General features: G+C 65.6%; 15 protein-coding genes and 2 pseudogenes. 9 read left to right on the top strand and 8 right to left on the bottom strand.

Annotated elements, in window-relative coordinates; all coding sequences use genetic code 11:
* Window positions 1-12 precede the first annotated feature (12 nt).
* A complete protein-coding gene (locus VUG52_RS22805) occupies window positions 13-360 on the bottom strand; it encodes an HPF/RaiA family ribosome-associated protein (protein ID WP_050703768.1) in 348 nt (115 codons plus the stop codon).
* Between the two features lie 251 nt (window positions 361-611).
* Here VUG52_RS22805 and VUG52_RS22800 point away from each other — a divergent pair, with 251 nt between their 5' ends.
* The gene (locus tag VUG52_RS22800) at window positions 612-1,715 is read left to right on the top strand and encodes an NADH:flavin oxidoreductase (RefSeq protein WP_262951416.1); all 1,104 of its coding nucleotides are present in this window, start codon (window positions 612-614) and stop codon (window positions 1,713-1,715) included.
* On the opposite strand, the gene VUG52_RS22795 is transcribed toward VUG52_RS22800, so the two are convergent.
* Entirely contained in the window at window positions 1,684-2,895 is a 1,212-nt protein-coding gene (locus VUG52_RS22795; RefSeq protein ID WP_331832114.1) for a glycosyltransferase family 4 protein, read from the bottom strand. The genes VUG52_RS22800 and VUG52_RS22795 overlap by 32 nt on opposite strands.
* Window positions 2,896-2,951: 56 nt before the next feature.
* Here VUG52_RS22795 and VUG52_RS27355 point away from each other — a divergent pair.
* Window positions 2,952-3,797, top strand: a pseudogene (locus VUG52_RS27355) (PAS domain-containing protein); the annotation flags it as partial.
* 162 nt (window positions 3,798-3,959) lie between these two features.
* Entirely contained in the window at window positions 3,960-4,391 is a 432-nt protein-coding gene (locus tag VUG52_RS27350) for a methyl-accepting chemotaxis protein (protein WP_371923703.1), read from the top strand.
* 78 nt (window positions 4,392-4,469) lie between these two features.
* On the opposite strand, the gene cysZ is transcribed toward VUG52_RS27350, so the two are convergent.
* Window positions 4,470-5,198 carry a sulfate transporter CysZ gene (gene cysZ, locus VUG52_RS22785; protein WP_050703772.1) on the bottom strand — a complete coding sequence of 243 codons (729 nt, stop codon included), beginning with the start codon at window positions 5,196-5,198 and terminating at the stop codon, window positions 4,470-4,472.
* A gap of 316 nt (window positions 5,199-5,514) precedes the next feature.
* On the opposite strand from cysZ, the gene trxB reads away from it, so the two are divergent.
* On the top strand, window positions 5,515-6,471 hold the full coding sequence (trxB, locus tag VUG52_RS22780; RefSeq protein WP_050703773.1) for a thioredoxin-disulfide reductase: 957 nt from the start codon (window positions 5,515-5,517) through the stop codon (window positions 6,469-6,471).
* A gap of 167 nt (window positions 6,472-6,638) precedes the next feature.
* Here trxB and nadC read toward each other — a convergent pair whose 3' ends face one another.
* Window positions 6,639-7,487: a carboxylating nicotinate-nucleotide diphosphorylase gene (nadC, locus tag VUG52_RS22775; RefSeq protein ID WP_050703774.1), complete on the bottom strand. Its 849-nt coding sequence runs from the start codon at window positions 7,485-7,487 to the stop codon at window positions 6,639-6,641.
* 244 nt (window positions 7,488-7,731) lie between these two features.
* Here nadC and VUG52_RS22770 point away from each other — a divergent pair, with 244 nt between their 5' ends.
* The 5 genes and pseudogenes from VUG52_RS22770 to VUG52_RS27340 all read left to right on the top strand — a co-directional run bounded on the left by VUG52_RS22770 (window position 7,732) and on the right by VUG52_RS27340 (window position 13,509).
* On the top strand, window positions 7,732-9,876 hold the full coding sequence (locus tag VUG52_RS22770; protein WP_050703775.1) for a DUF1631 domain-containing protein: 2,145 nt from the start codon (window positions 7,732-7,734) through the stop codon (window positions 9,874-9,876).
* Between the two features lie 94 nt (window positions 9,877-9,970).
* Window positions 9,971-10,537 (top strand): 1,6-anhydro-N-acetylmuramyl-L-alanine amidase AmpD, encoded by a 567-nt coding sequence (gene ampD / locus VUG52_RS22765; protein ID WP_050703776.1) that lies wholly within the window; start codon window positions 9,971-9,973, stop codon window positions 10,535-10,537.
* Window positions 10,534-11,364 (top strand): regulatory signaling modulator protein AmpE, encoded by an 831-nt coding sequence (gene ampE, locus VUG52_RS22760; protein ID WP_050703777.1) that lies wholly within the window; start codon window positions 10,534-10,536, stop codon window positions 11,362-11,364. Before ampD ends, ampE begins: the two co-directional genes overlap by 4 nt.
* 165 nt (window positions 11,365-11,529) lie before the next feature.
* A pseudogene (locus tag VUG52_RS27345) lies at window positions 11,530-12,651 on the top strand (HAMP domain-containing protein); the annotation flags it as partial.
* 144 nt (window positions 12,652-12,795) lie between these two features.
* On the top strand, window positions 12,796-13,509 hold the full coding sequence (locus VUG52_RS27340) for a methyl-accepting chemotaxis protein (protein ID WP_408005701.1): 714 nt from the start codon (window positions 12,796-12,798) through the stop codon (window positions 13,507-13,509).
* A gap of 49 nt (window positions 13,510-13,558) precedes the next feature.
* Here VUG52_RS27340 and VUG52_RS22750 read toward each other — a convergent pair whose 3' ends face one another.
* The 4 genes from VUG52_RS22750 to cra all read right to left on the bottom strand — a co-directional run bounded on the left by VUG52_RS22750 (window position 13,559) and on the right by cra (window position 16,546).
* On the bottom strand, window positions 13,559-13,993 hold the full coding sequence (locus tag VUG52_RS22750; RefSeq protein ID WP_082337630.1) for a hypothetical protein: 435 nt from the start codon (window positions 13,991-13,993) through the stop codon (window positions 13,559-13,561).
* Window positions 13,977-14,615 carry a DUF6036 family nucleotidyltransferase gene (locus VUG52_RS22745; protein WP_050703779.1) on the bottom strand — a complete coding sequence of 213 codons (639 nt, stop codon included), beginning with the start codon at window positions 14,613-14,615 and terminating at the stop codon, window positions 13,977-13,979. The genes VUG52_RS22750 and VUG52_RS22745 overlap by 17 nt, the downstream gene beginning before the upstream one ends.
* A 156-nt stretch (window positions 14,616-14,771) precedes the next feature.
* Window positions 14,772-15,548 (bottom strand): TatD family hydrolase, encoded by a 777-nt coding sequence (locus tag VUG52_RS22740; RefSeq protein WP_050703780.1) that lies wholly within the window; start codon window positions 15,546-15,548, stop codon window positions 14,772-14,774.
* A 2-nt stretch (window positions 15,549-15,550) separates the two neighbouring features.
* Window positions 15,551-16,546: a catabolite repressor/activator gene (cra, locus tag VUG52_RS22735; protein WP_028689822.1), complete on the bottom strand. Its 996-nt coding sequence runs from the start codon at window positions 16,544-16,546 to the stop codon at window positions 15,551-15,553.
* Window positions 16,547-16,813 lie beyond the last annotated feature (267 nt).

Genomic DNA, 16,813 nt, shown 5'->3' with positions numbered 1-16,813 from the left:
CCTTCGACGTTCTCAGGCATCGGGGTCAGCTAACTCCAGGGCACCGCGCTTGCTGCGCAACTTACCGTAGAAATGCTCCAGGGCGTGGTTCAGTTTGCTGGCGGCGCCATCGACGGCATGTTCCAGCGAGGTGGCGGTGTGGGTCACTGAAATCGGCTGGTGGCCTTTCGGGCGAGCCTCCATCTGGCAGCGTTTGTCGTGGGGACCGGGCTTGGCGCCGTTTTCGTCACGCAGGTGGACTTCAATGCGGGTGAGGTCGTCCTCGTAACGTTCGAGGCTGCTTTGCAGGGTACTGCGGACCCATTGGTCGAGACGGATGTTGCCTTCGATGTGGTTGCTGCTGTTGACCTGGATTTGCATGATTCAATCCTTATTCAGCTTGCTCGCGAGAGGCGTGCCTAGGCCACTGAGGACGTTGGGTTTTCTGCGCCTCTTGACTCTAAAGTCAGGCAACCGCCGGACGAATTCAAGCCCTTTTGCAAAATAAATTTCCTGTTGCAAATCGGCCCGCTCGCAGCGATACCTGCCGATCACTGCAATCAATGATGCTGTGACACTCACCTGGCGGCCCCTAAGCTCGGGCGCATCACTTCATCCCTCGGGAGCGCCGCATGTCCAGCAACCCTCTGTTCCAGCCCTTCACCCTCGGCTCCCTCGACCTGCCGACCCGCGTGGTCATGGCGCCGATGACCCGTACCTTGTGCCCCGGCGGCGTGCCCCACGACGACGTGGTCGAGTACTACCGCCGCCGCGCCGCCGCCGGTGTCGGCCTGATCATCACCGAGGGCACCACGGTCGGGCACAAGGCCGCCAACGGCTACCCCAACGTGCCGCGCTTCCACGGTGAGGATGCCCTGGCCGGCTGGAAACGCGTGGTCGAGGCCGTGCATGCCGAGGGCGGGCGCATCGTGCCGCAGCTCTGGCACGTGGGCAGTGTGCGCCGCCTGGGCACCGAGCCGGACGCCAGCGTTCCGGGTTATGGCCCGAGCGGCAAGGAAAAGGACGGCCAGGTGCTGGTCCACGGCATGAGCCGGGAGGATATCCGCGAGGTGATCGCCGCCTTCGCACAGGCGGCGCGCGACGCCCAGGCCATCGGCATGGACGGCGTGGAGATCCATGGCGCCCACGGCTACCTGATCGACCAGTTCTTCTGGGACGCCAGCAATCGTCGCGATGACGAGTACGGCGGTGACCTGGCAGGGCGCTCGCGCTTCGCCATCGAACTGATCCAGGCCGTGCGCGCAACCGTCGGCCCGGATTTCCCGATCATCCTGCGTTTCTCGCAATGGAAGCAGCAGGACTACAGCGCGCGCCTGGTGCAAACCCCCGAGGCCCTGGCGGCCTTCCTCAAGCCCCTGTCCGAGGCGGGCGTGGATATCTTCCACTGCTCCACCCGGCGCTTCTGGGAACCGGAGTTCGAGGGCAGCGAGCTTAACCTCGCCGGCTGGACCCGCCAGCTCACCGGCAAGCCGACCATCACCGTGGGCAGTGTCGGCCTGGACGGCGAGTTCCTGCAGTTCATGGTCGCCACCGACAAGGTGGCCAAGCCCGCCAGCCTCGAAGGACTGCTGCGCCGCTTGCAGGACCAGGAGTTCGACCTGGTGGCCGTCGGCCGCGCCCTGCTGGTGGACGCCGAGTGGGCGCGCAAAGTGCGGGAGGGGCGTGAGGACGCCGTGCTGCCGTTCAGCCGTGAGGCGCTGACGACCCTGGCTTGATCACCAGTGGCGGGACCTGTTCGCGGGCGGCCTGCGGCTCGCGGCAGGCACTGTACAGGTAGCCCTCGAACTGCTCGACGATCGCCGGCCAGCCCTGACGGCTGGCGTGCTGGCGGGCGTTCAGGCGCACCCGGCGCAGGGTTTCGCCTTCTTCCAGCAACCAGCAGGCGGCGTCGATGAACGCCGCCTGGTCCCCCGGCATGGCCAGGGCGCCGCTGTGGCCGTGGCGGATATGCTGGGCGGCGGCGGCCTCGTCGTAGGCTACTACGGCCAGTCCCGAGGCGAGCGCCTCGAGCACGACGTTGCCGAAGGTTTCGGTCAGGCTCGGGAACAGGAACAGGTCGCCGCTGGCGTAGTGCTCGGCCAGCACCTCGCCGCGTTGCGCGCCACAGAACACGGCATCGGGCAGTTGCTGTTCGAGCTGGCCACGCATCGGGCCGTCGCCGACGATCACCAGGCGCAGCCGCCGCTGCGGATAAGCCTCGCCCAGCGCCTCCATGCACGGGCGCAGCAGGGCCAGGTTCTTCTCCGCGGCCAGGCGCCCGACATGCAGCACGGCAATGTCATCCACACCCAGCCCCCACTGCTCGCGCAGGGCCTGACTGCGCCGTGCCGGATTGAACAGGCTGGCGTCGACCCCGCGGGCCATCAGGCCGAGCCGTTCGAAGCCGCGGCGCTCCAGCTCCAGGCGCTGGCTGGCGCTGGGCACCAGGGTGATGGCGGTGCGCCGATGGAACCAGCGCAGGTAGTGGGTGAGCAGCCGCGACAGCAGGCCCAGGCCATATTGTCCCGAGTACTGCGGGAAGTTGGTGTGAAAGCCGCTGACCACCGCCACGCCCAGGCGCCGGGCGGCGCGCAGGGCGCTCAGGCCCAACGGCCCTTCGGTGGCGATGTACAGCACGTCCGGGCGTTGCCGACGCCAGCGGCGCCACAGCTTGTGCATCGACACCTCGCCCCATTGCAGGCCAGGGTAGCCCGGCAATGGCCAACCCCTGCACAGCAGCAGGGCCTCGTCGTTGCCGACCCCGTTGTCGGTGGCCTGGCGCGGGCGGATCAGCTCCACCTGGTGGCCGCGCAGGCGCAGCCCTTCGCTGAGGCGGCCAAGGGTGTTGGCCACGCCATTGATCTCGGGTGGGAAGGTTTCGCTGACCAGGGTGATACGCAGGGACGGTGTGCTCATGGGAAAAAGTCTGGGCCGCCCCCGTTGCGCCCATGTGACGACTTTGTGACGTGCGCATGACGCCTGATTTCCGGCACTGGCACCCGTTTGAATATTTCCTTGCAGCGCACTCAAGAACCCTCGTCACGCAGCCGATGCAGAGGCATTCGACTACAGGAATTCGCTCCGGGAGAGCGGCCATGTTCAACAGCAAACTGAAGAAAGAAATCCAGCAACTGCGCGAAGAACTGATGTCCATCGAGCAGGTCAAGAACAGCCTCGACAGCGAGATGCTGGTGCTCCAGCTCGACCCCCAGGGACGCATCGAGTCGGTCAACAGCAACTTCGAGGCCGAGATGGGCTACCGCGCCGAGCAACTGATCGGTCGCAACATCGAAGAGATCGTGCCGACGCATGTGAAGAAGCTCGATTTCTACCAGCGCATGAAGCACGCCATCACCCGTGGCGAGCACCTCAATGGCGCCTTCCGTCTGCTGCGCGGCAACGGTGACGAGGCCTGGCTACGTTCGATCCTGCAGCCGGTCAAGGACAGCCAGGGGCGTATCAAGTACTTCTCCCTGCACTCCAGCGACCTGACCCGCACCATCGAGACCTCCCGCGAGCACGAGAGCCTGATCAAGGCGCTGATGCGCTCCACCGCGGTGATCGAGTTCAACCTCGAAGGCCAGGTGCTGACCGCCAACGACCGCTTCCTGCAGACCATGGGCTACAGCCTGGAACAGATCCGTGGCAAGTATCACCGGATTTTCTGCGAGCCGGAGGAGGCCAACTCTGCGGCCTACCAGGAGTTCTGGAACCGGCTGCGCCGTGGCGAGTTCGTCGCCGAGCGTTTCAAGCGCATCGACGCCCATGGCCGCGTGGTCTGGCTGGAAGCCTCGTACAACCCGATCATCGACGCCCATGACGTGCTGTACAAGGTGGTCAAGTTCGCCACCGTGATCACCGATCAGGTCAACCAGGAACTGGCCGTGGCCCAGGCCGCCGACATCGCCTACACCACCTCGCTGGAGACCGACGACAGTGCACGCAAGGCCACCGATGTGGTGACCCAGACCGTCGAGGTGATGCGTGGCCTGGAAGGTTCTATGCAGGACGCCGCCGATGGCATCCAGGCGCTGGACAAGCAGTCGAAGGTGATCGGCGCGATCATCAAGACCATCAGCGACATCGCCGGGCAGACCAACCTGCTGGCGCTCAACGCCGCCATCGAGGCGGCCCGCGCCGGCGAGCAGGGGCGTGGCTTTGCCGTGGTCGCCGACGAAGTGCGCCAGCTGGCCTCGCGCACCAGCAGCGCCACCGAGGAGATCGCCAAGGTGGTGCAGCAGAACGAACAGTTGGCCCAGGCTGCGGTGGACATCATCGACACCAGCAAGCGCCAGGCCGAGCAGGGCCTGGCCCTGGCCGCCGATACCGGAGGGGTGATCGTCGAGATCCAGGAAGGTGCGAAGAAGGTGGTGGATGCGGTGGGGCAGTTTTCCAGTCAGTTGAGCCACTGACCGAGCTTAAGCCATCGCGGGGCAAGCCCGCTCCCACGCATTCCGCGTGGGAGCAGGCTTGCCCCGCGATGGCTTCATTCAGGTACGCTCACGCACCCAGAACAACGTCGCCCCGGCCACCGCCGCCGGCATCATCAGCACGTTGACTCCCGGAATCATCAGCGCCAGGTAGGTGATCCCGCCAAAGCCCATCGATTGCCAGCGCTTCTGGCGCAACCAGGCCAGCATGTCCTGCCAGCTCATCTTGTTGTTGTCCGCCGGGTAGTCGATGTACTGGATGGCCATCATCCAGATACCGAACACCAGCCACAGCGGCGCGGCGATCACGTTCACCACCGGGATGAACGAGAGGATGAACAAGCCGATGGCCCGCGGCAGGAAGTAGCCCAGTTTGCGCATCTCGCGGCTGAAGGTGCGTGGCACCATGGCCACCAGCTCGGCCCAGCTGAACGGCGGGAAGGTGTCCTGGCCGCGCACCACCACCTCGACCTTTTCCGCCAGGAAGCCGTTGAACGGCGCGGCGATGACGTTGGCCAGCAGGGTGAAGGTGAAGAACACCATCAACAGCACCAGGGCGACGAACAGCGGCCACAGGATGTAGGTGAGAAAGCTTAGCCAGTCGGGCAGGGTGGGCATCAGCGCATCGACCCACAGGCTGAACTGATGGCCGGCGAAGTAGATCAGGCCGCCGAACAGCAGCAGGTTGACCGCCAGGGGCAGCAGCACGAACAGGCGCAGGCTCGGGCTCAGGACCAGTTTCAGGCCCTCGCGCAGGTACTGGGGGCCGGACAGGACGGGGGCTTGCATCGGAATGCTCCGCTTGAGGAAAACGCGCTGACCTTACCGAGTTTGGCGCGCCGACGAAAGGCACCGCGCATCTGGGAAACGGCGTGTAACAAAGCATTGGCACAATGGCTGGCGGATAGAGACTGTCTATAAGGTGGATTGTCGAAGGATATTTCCTTAATCTCTGCGGCCTCGCTACAGTGCGCTCAACTTTTTCGGTTTTGGACCAACGCGTTGTAGCCTTCCCCAAGTGCTGCGTGGGTCCCTTTTAATTCCAGCTGGCGCAACCGGCACCTATGATGCCGGCCCCGTGCGGCCCGCTCGACAGGAGTTCGACATGTCTGAAGTACGTCATTCGCGCGTCATCATTCTCGGTTCCGGCCCTGCCGGTTACAGCGCCGCGGTGTACGCCGCCCGCGCCAACCTCAAGCCGCTGCTGATCACCGGCATGCAGGCCGGTGGCCAGCTGACCACCACCACCGAAGTCGACAACTGGCCGGGCGACCCCCACGGCCTGACCGGCCCGGCCCTGATGCAGCGCATGCAGGAGCACGCCGAGCGCTTCGAGACCGAGATCGTCTTCGACCATATCAACGCCGTCGACCTGGCCAACAAGCCGTTCACCCTGCAGGGTGACAGCGGCACCTACACCTGCGACGCGCTGATCGTCGCCACCGGCGCCAGCGCCCGCTACCTGGGCCTGCCGTCGGAAGAGACTTTCATGGGCAAGGGCGTGTCGGCCTGCGCCACCTGCGACGGTTTCTTCTACCGCAACAAGCCGGTCGCCGTGGTCGGTGGCGGCAACACCGCCGTGGAAGAAGCACTGTACCTGGCCAACATCGCCAGCAAGGTGACCCTGGTACACCGCCGCGACACCTTCCGCGCCGAGAAGATCCTGATCGACAAGCTGCACGCCCGTGTCGCCGAAGGCAAGATCGAGCTCAAGCTCAACGCCACCCTGGACGAAGTGCTGGGTGACAACATGGGCGTGACCGGTGCGCGCCTGAAGAATAACGACGGCAGCTTCGACGAAATCAAGGTCGACGGCGTGTTCATCGCCATCGGCCACACCCCGAACACCTCGCTGTTCGAAGGCCAGCTGACCCTGAAGGACGGCTACCTGGTGGTCCACGGCGGCCGTGAAGGCAACGCCACCGCCACCAACGTCGAGGGCGTGTTCGCCGCCGGCGACGTGGCCGACCACGTCTACCGCCAGGCCATCACCTCGGCTGGCGCCGGCTGCATGGCGGCCCTGGACGTCGAGCGTTACCTGGACGGCCTGGCCAACGCCTGAGTCGGTACCACAGCATGAAAAAACCGGCCCTTTGGCCGGTTTTTTCATGCCTTGAATCTGCTGTGCCTTTACTGGCCTCTTCGCGGGTAAACCCGCTCCCACAGGGGCACCGCGCTTCTGTGGGAGCGGGTTTACCCGCGAAGAGGCCAGTAAAGGCGCCAAGTCTCTTAAAGGCTCAGGCGCATCGACAGGTCCACCGCCTTCACATCCTTGGTCATCGCGCCGATCGAGATGTAGTCGACGCCGGTCTCGGCGATCACCCGCAGGGTGGTCTCGTTGACGCCGCCGCTGGCCTCCAGCTTGGCCTTGCCGGCGGTGATGCGCACCGCTTCGCGCATCTCGTCCAGGGTCAGCTCGTCGAGCATGACGATATCGGCCCCGGCCGCCAGCGCCTGGCGCAGTTCGTCCAGGCTTTCCACTTCGATTTCGACCGGCTTGCCCGGGGCGATGCGGTGCGCCGCCGTCACGGCCTCGGCCACGCCACCGCTGGCGGCGATATGGTTTTCCTTGATCAGGAAGGCGTCGTACAGGCCGATGCGGTGGTTGTGGCAGCCGCCGCAGGTGACCGCGTACTTCTGCGCCAGGCGCAGGCCGGGCAGGGTCTTGCGGGTGTCGAGCAGACGCACCTGGGTGCCTTCCACCAGGTCGGCCAGGAAGCGCGCGCGGGTGGCCACGCCCGAAAGCATCTGCAGGAAGTTCAGCGCCGTGCGCTCGCCGCTGAGCAGCGAGCGCGCCGGGCCTTCGAGGTGGAACAGCACCTGGTTGGCCGTGGCCCGCTCGCCGTCGGCCACCTGCCAGTGCACCGCCACCCGTGGGTCGAGCTGGCGGAATACCGTATCGACCCAGGCGGTGCCGGCGATCACGCAGTCCTCGCGGGTGATGATGGTCGCCTTGGCCAGGCGCTCGGCCGGGATCAGCTGGGCGGTGATGTCGCCGCTGCCGATGTCCTCGAGCAGCGCGCGGCGCACGTTGGCTTCGATTTCGGCGGTCAGGTCGGCGAGGCGTAGGTTCGGCATGGTCGGCTCCACAAGCTAGGTGCCGGCGATTATAGGGCAGGGGGGCTTCGTGTACAGCCGTCGGTCCGATGACCTTTGGTCAGGCGGTTTGAGCATTCTTGCGAACGCACTGTCAGTTGAGGCGTGCGAAAGGCGTGCTGGCAGCTATCAGTGTTTTCACTGATAATAGCGCCCAGTATTTGGCGTCATAGCTTTGACGATTCCCTTCCAGTCGAACAACGTAACATCCAGCAAGGAGTCCGGGATGCATGATGAAGGCAAGGTGGTGCCCCTGGCGGCCGCCATCGACCGGGGTGCGCGCGCGCCCTCGCCATGCCTTCCCGTGCTGCTCCTGCAGGTGCGCGACAAGGCCGCCCTGCAATTGCGCCAGGGCTTGCAGGCGCTGTTCGACAATGCCGATGACACCCTGTTCGAAATGGCCGACAAGGCCAGTGGTCGCCTCGACCAGAACCTGTATTTCGAAGCCATGCGCGACCTGCGCCTCAAGCGCAAGAGCATCGAGCGGGGTTTCCTCGACACCTTCTACGAGGCCTTCGCCCGCATCGGCCAGGGCGACGGGCTCGAGTCCCTGGTCAGGGCGCAGACGCTGGACAAGCCGTCGCTGGAGCGCTCGGTGGCCGTGCAGGCCATGGTCGACCGGGTGCTGTCCCGCGACGGCTTTTTGCTGGAGCAACTGAACCTGCGCTTCACCACGCTGCTGGAGCTGCCGCTGACCAGCGCAGGCAATCCCCTGGGCCCCGGCAACCTGTGTGGCTACTTCCTGGACGCCGGGCGCAACCTCGGGGTCGGCGCCAGCGTCAAGATGGTGCTGCTCAAGCTGTTCGAGCGCTACGTGCTGCGCGACCTCGACCTGCTCTACGGCGAAGCCAGCCAGTTGCTCGCCAGCGCCGGTGTGCTGCCGGAGCTGATGCCCGCCCCGCGGCGCCGCGCCGAGGACCGGCGCAGCATCGCCCGGCGCGTCCCGGCCAGCCCGGCGCTGGGCGGCATGTCCGACTCCGCCGGCCAGGCCTTCTTCGCCTCGGTGCAGACGCTGCTGGCGCCGGTGCGCGGGCGTGTCGCGCCGCGGCTGCAGGCGGCCGGATCCGCGCAGCCGACCAGCACCGGCGACCTGCTGCGCCTGCTCACCCACCTGCAGCACTATGTACCGGCCCCCGGCGAGCCGGATGACTTCAACCTCGGCCAGCAGCTGGAGCAGTTGTTGCTGCGGGTCAGCGTGCGCAGCGGCACGCGGCGACGGATCGCCACCGACGACGAGGACACGATCAACCTGGTCGACCTGCTGTTCGCCTACATCCAGGGCGACGACAACCTGCCGGCCAGCCTGCGGGCGCTGATCGCCCGCCTGCATATCCCGGTGCTCAAGGTCGCGCTGATCGACAAGGGCATGTTCAGCCGCGCCAGCCACCCGGCGCGGCGCCTGCTCAACGAGATCGCTGCCGTGGCCATCGGCTGGGAGAGCGATGCCGAGGGGCTGCGCGACAGCCTGCACCTGCGGGTCGAGCGTATCGTCCAGCGCCTGCTCAATGACTTTTCCGACGACTGCGCGGTGTTCAACGAGCTGCTCGATGAGTTTCTCGCCTTCAGCCAGGACGAGCGCCGACGCAACGAACTGCTCGAGCAGCGCACCCGCGATGCCGAGGAGGGCCGTGCCCGTACCCTGCAAGCCCGCCAGCGGGTACAGCAGGAGTTGAACGACCGCCTGCATGGCCGGGTGCTGCCGCAGGTGGTGGTGCAGATGCTTGTGCAGTCCTGGAGCCAGGTGCTGCTGCTGGCCTGGCTGAAGCAGGGCGAGGCCTCGGCGGCCTGGGCCGACGCCCTGGCGACAGTGGACGACCTGCTGGTCAGCATTGCCCCGTACCGTGAGCCACAGCGCCTGCTGGAGCAGGTGCCGGGCCTGCTCAAGGCGCTGCGCGACGGCCTGGCGGGGGTGGCGCTGGACTCCGCCGCCACGCGTGATTTCTTCCTGCAACTGGAGAAACTGCACCTGCGTGCCTGTGGTGGCACGCCGGAGCCGGACGCCGCATTGGATGAAGTGTGGCTGGAGGAGGCTATCGTGCTGGCGGTCAGCGACGAGTCCGCCCTTGCCCCTGGCCTGCCGCTCGACGACCAGGAGCCGGCATTGCGCCAGGTGCAGCGCCTGCAGGTCGGCAACTGGGTCGAAGTGATGGACGACGACGAGCCACTGCGCTGCAAGCTGGTGGCGCGCATCGACAGCAATGATCGCCTGGTCTTCACCAACCGCACCGGCATGAAGGTACGCGAATGGAACCGCATGGGCCTGGCCCTCGCCCTGCGCCGTGGCGAGGTGCGCCTGCTGGACGACGGCCTGCTGTTCGAGCGGGCGCTGGAAGCGGTGTTGGAGCAGCTGCGTGGGCAGCAGGCGCAGTAACGCTGACTTTCCCTGCACAATCATTTACATGCAAGCGCCGCCCGCCCACGGCATACTGGGCACCTGTCTCGGGCGTCATTTCAGGATCTGCACCATGCAATTGGACCGTGCGACCGGCTGGTTCACCGGCGTCAGCCACTGCCCCTCGCCGAACTTCAACGCCCGCCCCGAGGGCGAGGCCATCGCGCTGCTGGTCATCCACAACATCAGCCTGCCACCGGCCTGCTTCGGCACCGGCAAGGTGCAGCAGTTCTTCCAGAACCGCCTGGACCCGAACGAGCACCCTTACTTCGCCACCATCAACCACCTGACCGTCTCGGCGCACCTGTTCGTCGAGCGCGATGGCGCGGTGACCCAGTTCGTTTCGTTGCTCGACCGCGCCTGGCATGCCGGCGTGTCGCGCTTCGGCGAGCGCGAGGGCTGCAACGATTTTTCCATCGGCATCGAACTGGAAGGCACCGACGAGCTGCCCTACACCGATGCCCAGTACGCCACCCTGGAGCGGCTGACCCGCGAGATCCGCGCGGCATGGCCTGTGATCGACGCCCAGCGCATCTGTGGCCACAGCGATATCGCCCCGCAGCGCAAGACCGATCCGGGGCCGGCCTTCGACTGGCCGCGCTACCGGGCCGCGCTGCAACGCAACGAGGACAAGGCATGAGTTTTCTGGTGTTGGTGCTGGCGCTGTGGGTCGAGAAGTTCTCGGCCCTGCGCCAGCGGTTGCAACGCGATGGCTTCTACCTGGGCGAGCTGGTGCGCCTGGAGCGCAGCGGCAAGGTCCATCCCTGGTGGACGCTGGGCATCCTGGTCCTGGCGCCGGTGGCGCTGCTCGCGCTGCTGCTGCATGTGCTGGAGCCGGTGGCCTACGGCCTGCTGGCGTTGCCGGTGCACCTGCTGGTGCTGGTCTACAGCCTGGGTCGCGGCGATGTGAAGGCGGCGCTCGGGCCGTTTCGCGACGCCTGGCGCCGTGGTGACGACCAGGCTGCGCTGCATGTGGCCGAACGCGACCTGGGCCTGGCCGCCGACGATGCCCAGAGCCTGATCACGCGGGTCCAGGGCCACCTGCTGTGGCAGGCCTACCAGAGCTTCTTCGCGGTGATCTTCTGGTACTTCCTGCTCGGCCCGGGCGCGGCGCTGGCCTACCGCCTGCTGGCGCTGACCATGGACCACAGCCGCCAGCCGGCGTTGCAGACCCTGGCCGGGCAATTGCGCCATGCCATGGACTGGCTGCCGGTGCGGGTGATGACGGTGAGCTTCGCCCTGGTCGGCAACTTCGTCGCGGTGACCCGGGTGATGTTGCACGAGTTGCTCGACTGGCACGTCAGCGCCGGGCACCTGGTGGCCAAGGTCGGTCGGGTGGCCGACGACATTCCCGAGGAGGAGGACCGCCAGCGAGGCCTGGAGCGCCTGGACAGCCTGTGGGAGCTGCTGCTGCGCTGCGCCGTGTTGTGGTATGCCTGCTTCGCCCTGTGGACCGTGCTGGTCTGAGCCGTTCATCAACGCGTTGGTTGCTTAACCATAAGTTACAAACCTTGATTCCAATCTGCGCTATACAAAGCCACTGGCCCTAGATGGCCTTGTGCTACCCCGCAGAACAACAAGAATTCAAGGAGGTGACCTGTGAAGCGTCTGCTCTATCCGGCCATCGCACTGATGAACCGGCTGAGCTTCGGCATGAAGTTCAGCCTGATCAGCGTCCTGTTCTTCCTGCCCATGCTGGTCACCAGCTTTTACCTGGTCCGCGACGCCTACAACCAGCTGCAGGCCACCCGCGGCGAACTCCAGGGGCTGGCGCCGCTGTCCGAGAGCCTGGCCCTGCGCGGGGACCTGGAGACCCTGGGCAACCTGCTGCAGATCAACGCCGTATTAGGCCAATCGGGTCAGGCCGGCGATGTGGAAAGCCGCATCGCCGGTCTGCAGGACAAGGTCCAGGCCCGGCTCGACGGCCTCAAGGGCAATGATCCGGCGCTCGAGGCCAAGCGTGTCGAGCTGGCCGAGGCCTTTGCCCGCGCCCGTGAGGAAAGCTCGCTGCAGAACAAGGCGGCGCTGTTCGACAAGCTGCTGGCCCAGGCCCAGGTGCTGGGCAAGCTGGTCGCCAGCCAGTCGGGCTTGAACCAGGACAGCCAGGCCTCGGTGCGTCAGCTGAGCGAGCTGGTCGGCAACGCCACGGCGCAGGTCACCCAGGCCCTGGGCGAGGGCCGGGCGATGGGCGCGGTGGCCCTCGGCCGCGGCTTCATGGATTCCTCGGGCAGCGCGCGCTTCGAAGACTTGCTGCAGCGTCTGGAGCGGCTGTCCGCCGACTATGCCATCCGCCTGGATGACGTCCTGGCCAGCGATGCCGGGCTCAAGGCCGCGCTGAACAGCGACGCCCAGGCCAGCCAGGCCACGGTCAAGCAGGCCGCGACCCTGTTCGAGGACCAGGTGGTGGTAGCCGAGACCCTGGATGCGCCTTGGGCAGGTTTCTACCAGCAGACCAGCGACCTGATGGCGCAAACCTACCGCTTCAACGACGCCGTCCTCGCCCACCTGCACGGCCAACTGGAAGAGCGCCTGGGCGAGCACCGCCTGCGCACGATCGCGCTGGTCGCGGCCCTGGCCACGGTGTTCGCGCTGATCGTCTACCTCTACGGTGGCTTCTACGTCTCCACCCGGGAAACCCTCGGCAACCTGGGCAACGCCATGGACAAGGTCGCCGCCGGCGACATGACCATCAGCTTCAAGGCCAACAGCCAGGACGAGCTCGGCGAGTTGGGGCGTGGCTTCAACGAGACGGTGCGGCGTATCCGCGGGTTGATCGAGCAGGTCGGCAAGACCGTGACCACGGTCGAGGAACAGGCCGGGCAGGTGCTGTCGGTGTCGAGCCGCAGCAACCAGGCGGTCAGTGGCCAGCGCGAGCAGATCGAGCAGGTGGCCACGGCGATGAACCAGATGAGCGCCACCGCGCAGGAGGTCGCCCGCAGCGCCGCCCTGGCCGCCGAAGGCGCGCAACGGGTCAACCACGAGAGCGCTTCGGGCCGCGACCTGGTGGAAAGCCAGCAGGGCAGCATCGCCCGCCTGGCCGGCGAGATCGACCAGAGCGTGGCGGCGGTGAACCAGCTGGCGGGCGACAGCCAGGCCATCGGCCGGGTGCTGGAAGTGATCCGCAGCATCGCTGAGCAGACCAACCTGCTGGCCCTCAACGCCGCCATCGAGGCAGCCCGGGCCGGCGAGCAGGGCAGGGGCTTCGCCGTGGTCGCCGACGAAGTGCGGACCTTGGCCAGGCGCACCCAGGACTCCACCGAAGAGATTGCGCAGATGATCCAGCGCCTGCAGGATGGCGTGGGCGCGGCGGTGCGGGTGATGGGCAGCAGCCACCAGATGGCTGCCGGCACCGTGGACGAGGCGCGTCAGGTGCAACAGGCCCTGGGCAATATCCTCGGCGCGGTGGGCGGGATCGTCGAGCAGAACCAGCAGATCGCCGCCGCCGTCGAGCAGCAGACCGCCGTAGCCCACGACATCGACCAGAACATCGTTGCGATCAACCGCGCGGCACAGGACACCACCGAGGGCGCCTGCCAGACCGAAGACGCCAGCCGGGCGTTGTCGGCGCAGGTGGTGGAGCTCAAGCGGTTGATCGGGGCGTTTCGGGTCTAAGCAGTGGCATTGAAAAACCGACGCAAGTCGGTTTTTCGTTTGGGGTGTCTCAGGGGGAGGATTGGCGGGCTTCGTAATGACGGGTCTGGTAAGGCAGCAGGGCTTGCGCTTTCAAACCGAGCCCTTCATCAAGTCCCCAGGATGCTGCCAATTCATCACGGCGCTTGCGTACAGCACTCTGTGGCTGGGCAATTGGCATGGCATAAGGAAACAGCTCAAGTGCATGGCGGGTATCCATGACTCGGTGAACTGACGCACAGGAAAAACGCGTCAGCTTTTCCAGCAAGTAACCCACTCGACGGACCTGAAGCTCATCGGGGTGGCGGCTAAGAAATACTCGGGCAGCGCCGACCAGGTCGACATCCGAATACCAGACAGCCTGTGCCACACGGACAAGGGTCGAATCATCCGCTTGACTCAGAGGGAACCTGGCAAGCTTGTTCAGGGCGGATGTAAAGAGGTTGTCGTCAAGACGCTTCGCCATCTTCGGGCTCCAGGAAGTCTCGCAAGAGATGGGTCAATACGGTAGTCGGTGGCTCCTTGGAACCAACATACACATCGATTGCCTCCAGTGCCAGCCGCCGTAGCTCAGTGGTCAGGATCAGGCCAGACCGCAATAGCGCGTGAATGTCGCTCAGGTCCTGTTCGGTCGCCCTGGCCAGCTTTGATATGGCGATGTCGACCGGAGCTGCGATACGAACATGCAAGGGGGAGGTTTCCGGGAACTCTGCCAATGGCAGGCTGCGATCCAGGTAGTCTTCGTGGATCGGCCCGAAAGTGGTGGTGTAATGCAGGTCGTAGTGCAGTTCCAGCACTCGTCCGGACTGGACGTCGAAGAAAGCCTGGGGCACCTCGGCAAGCAGAGCTTGCAGGTCGAAGTGCTCGGCAAGGCTGGTCTCGTAACATTCGCCATCGACATCCATGGACACGCGATGATGGGTGTAGAGATGGACGGCACACCCACCGAAGATGATGATTTTCAATGCGCCTGGCCCGGCTTGCTCTTGTGCCAGTTCCGCCTCTACTGACTTGAACATGGAAATCAGGGCTTGTCCCAGATCGCTGTGGGTGTTCGGGCGTGGAGGCATCAAATCCAGGCTGTCCATTGGCAACTTTGGTTTCCTGTTGATCAGCACAAAGCCTTGCCTGAGCGATGTGCACTCAAGCGCATTTAATGCATCAATCTATTGGGTAGGCCGAGGTACCGGAAACAGGAGAGTGGCTTCTGGATGTTGCCAACGGGCAGGCTTGAACAGCGGTGGTTACCAGCCAAATAGTGCGCAGGCGTTGTGGCTGCTGGCCTCGGCCAATTGCTCGACATCAACGCCGATAACTTCAGCCAGGGCCTGTGCAATTTCTGGTAAATATTCCGGACTGTTGCGCTGCCCTGGGAACATCGCCGGCGCCATGTCCGGCGCGTCGGTCTCCAGCACCACGCTGTCCAGTGGCAGCCGTGGCAGGGTCTTGCGCAGGCGCAATGCCTGGGGCCAGGTGCCGGCGCCGCCGAGTCCCAGCTTGAAGCCGAGCTTGATGTACTCCCGCGCCTCCTCGTAGCTGCCGGCAAAGGCATGGATGATCCCCGCCCGCGCCGGCTTGTAGCGCTTGAGCGTGGCGATCACCTGGGCGTGGCTGCGGCGTACGTGCAACAGCGACGGCAGCTCGAAGTCGCAGGCCAGTTGCAGCTGGGCCTCGAACAACGCCTGCTGGCGCGTTGGGTCCAGCTCGGGCAGGTAGAAGTCCAGGCCGAACTCACCCACCGCGCACAGCCGCGGATCGCCGCGCAGGCGTTCCAGCCAGTCGCGCAGCTGCACCAGGTGTTCAGGGCGGTGCTGCTCGAGGTAGATCGGGTGCAGCCCCAGCGCCGCGTACACGCCTTCGTTGGCGCAGGCCAGGTCCCAGACCCGCTGGAAATTGTCCTGGTGCACCCCCAGCACCACCATGCGCTCCACCCCGCGCGCCGCCGCGTTGGCCAGCAGGCGCGGGCGGTCGGCGTCGAAATCGGGGAAGTCGAGGTGGGTGTGGGTGTCGATCAGGCGCATGTTCAGGCCTTGGCGATCCGTTGCTTGAAGGTACGGCCAATGGCGTGCACACCGGGCTCGTAGCGCTTGTCCTCGATGGCGGCCAGGGCCAGTTCCAATGCGGTGGCGGCGATCAGGCCGTGCTGCTGGGCCATGGCGTTGACCGGCAGCGGCAGGAAATCGAGCAACTGGTTGTCGCCGAAGGTGCCCAGTTGCAGCTCGCGCGAATCCTCCGGGCGCGCCTGGAGCGTGTCGAACACGCCCTGCAGCAGCACGTAGGAGGTGGTCACCAGGGCATCCGGCAGACCGCCCAGTTCATCGATCAGTTGCTGCATCAGGCGCTGGCCGCATTCACGGCTGAAGGCCTCGCCCTGGTAGCGCCGCACGTCGCCGTCGAAGCCTTGCAGGGCCTCGTCGAAGCCACCGGCGCGGGCTTGGCTCACCGACAGCTCGGGGCGGGCGCCGATCAGGGCGATGCTGCGTGGGCGGGTTTTCAGCAGGCTTTGAGCCAGCTGGCGGCTGGCGTCACGATCGTCGCTGATCACCGAGCAGAAATGCGCCGGGTCCAGGCGTCGGTCGATGGCGATCACCGGCAGACCCTTGGCCTGCAGCTCGCGGTAGCTGTCGTCCTCCGGCGGCAGGCAGCTGGCGACGAACAGCGCATCGCAGCGTCGGGCGCGGAACAGCTGCTGCAACTGGCGTTCGCTGTCGGGCTGGTCGTCGCTGCTGGCGATCAGCAGCTGGTAGCCACGGGCACGGGCGCCTTGCTCCAGTTGCTTGGCGATGCGGGCGTAGCTGGGGTTCTCCAGATCCGGGAGAATGAAGCCCAGGGTGCGCGTGTGGCGGCTGCGCAGGCCGGCGGCCTGGGGGTTGGGCGTGAAGCCGTGGGCCTCGACCACCGCACGCACGCGCTCGACGGTGCTGTTGCTGATGCGCTGCTGTTCGGCCTTGCCATTGATGACGTAGCTGGCGGTGGTCACGGACACACCGGCCAGACGGGCGATATCGCTGAGTTTCACCGAATTTTCCTTATTGTTTCCGGGACTGGCCACGGGGCTGGACCGGCTAGTTTCACCCATCCACGGACCCGCGCGCAGACGACCATTGTCGCAATTGTCCGACAGGATGGGGCTTTTTCGTTGGCAGATTATCGAGTAACGTGGCCACTTGGTCAGATTAAACGTTTCAGCAAAACGAAATTTCCTGCCTGGAAATGCGCATTCGCCCGTTGCGCTGATCGTTTTGGCGGCTTTTGCCGTCGAATTCCACAACAATACCTCGGTAGC

Origin of the sequence: Pseudomonas sp. LH21 (genome assembly GCF_036549575.1) — a bacterium.
GTDB lineage: Bacteria > Pseudomonadota > Gammaproteobacteria > Pseudomonadales > Pseudomonadaceae > Aquipseudomonas > Aquipseudomonas peradeniyensis.
This window is presented reverse-complemented; position numbering and strand designations above follow the sequence as displayed.

Excerpts from the sequence above, each read along its gene's own strand:
- VUG52_RS22740 (WP_050703780.1), bottom strand. The coding sequence starts at position 15,548 with ATGCGCCTGATCGACACCCACACCCACCTCGACTTCCCCGATTTCGAC.
- VUG52_RS27340 (WP_408005701.1), top strand. The coding sequence starts at position 12,796 with ATGAACCAGATGAGCGCCACCGCGCAGGAGGTCGCCCGCAGCGCCGCC.
- VUG52_RS27350 (WP_371923703.1), top strand. The coding sequence starts at position 3,960 with ATGCGTGGCCTGGAAGGTTCTATGCAGGACGCCGCCGATGGCATCCAG.
- ampD (WP_050703776.1), top strand. The coding sequence starts at position 9,971 with ATGCAATTGGACCGTGCGACCGGCTGGTTCACCGGCGTCAGCCACTGC.
- nadC (WP_050703774.1), bottom strand. The coding sequence starts at position 7,487 with ATGCCGAACCTACGCCTCGCCGACCTGACCGCCGAAATCGAAGCCAAC.
- VUG52_RS22805 (WP_050703768.1), bottom strand. The coding sequence starts at position 360 with ATGCAAATCCAGGTCAACAGCAGCAACCACATCGAAGGCAACATCCGT.
- VUG52_RS22745 (WP_050703779.1), bottom strand. The coding sequence starts at position 14,615 with ATGGACAGCCTGGATTTGATGCCTCCACGCCCGAACACCCACAGCGAT.
- trxB (WP_050703773.1), top strand. The coding sequence starts at position 5,515 with ATGTCTGAAGTACGTCATTCGCGCGTCATCATTCTCGGTTCCGGCCCT.
- VUG52_RS22770 (WP_050703775.1), top strand. The coding sequence starts at position 7,732 with ATGCATGATGAAGGCAAGGTGGTGCCCCTGGCGGCCGCCATCGACCGG.
- cysZ (WP_050703772.1), bottom strand. The coding sequence starts at position 5,198 with ATGCAAGCCCCCGTCCTGTCCGGCCCCCAGTACCTGCGCGAGGGCCTG.
- VUG52_RS22750 (WP_082337630.1), bottom strand. The coding sequence starts at position 13,993 with ATGGCGAAGCGTCTTGACGACAACCTCTTTACATCCGCCCTGAACAAG.
- VUG52_RS22795 (WP_331832114.1), bottom strand. The coding sequence starts at position 2,895 with ATGAGCACACCGTCCCTGCGTATCACCCTGGTCAGCGAAACCTTCCCA.
- VUG52_RS22800 (WP_262951416.1), top strand. The coding sequence starts at position 612 with ATGTCCAGCAACCCTCTGTTCCAGCCCTTCACCCTCGGCTCCCTCGAC.
- ampE (WP_050703777.1), top strand. The coding sequence starts at position 10,534 with ATGAGTTTTCTGGTGTTGGTGCTGGCGCTGTGGGTCGAGAAGTTCTCG.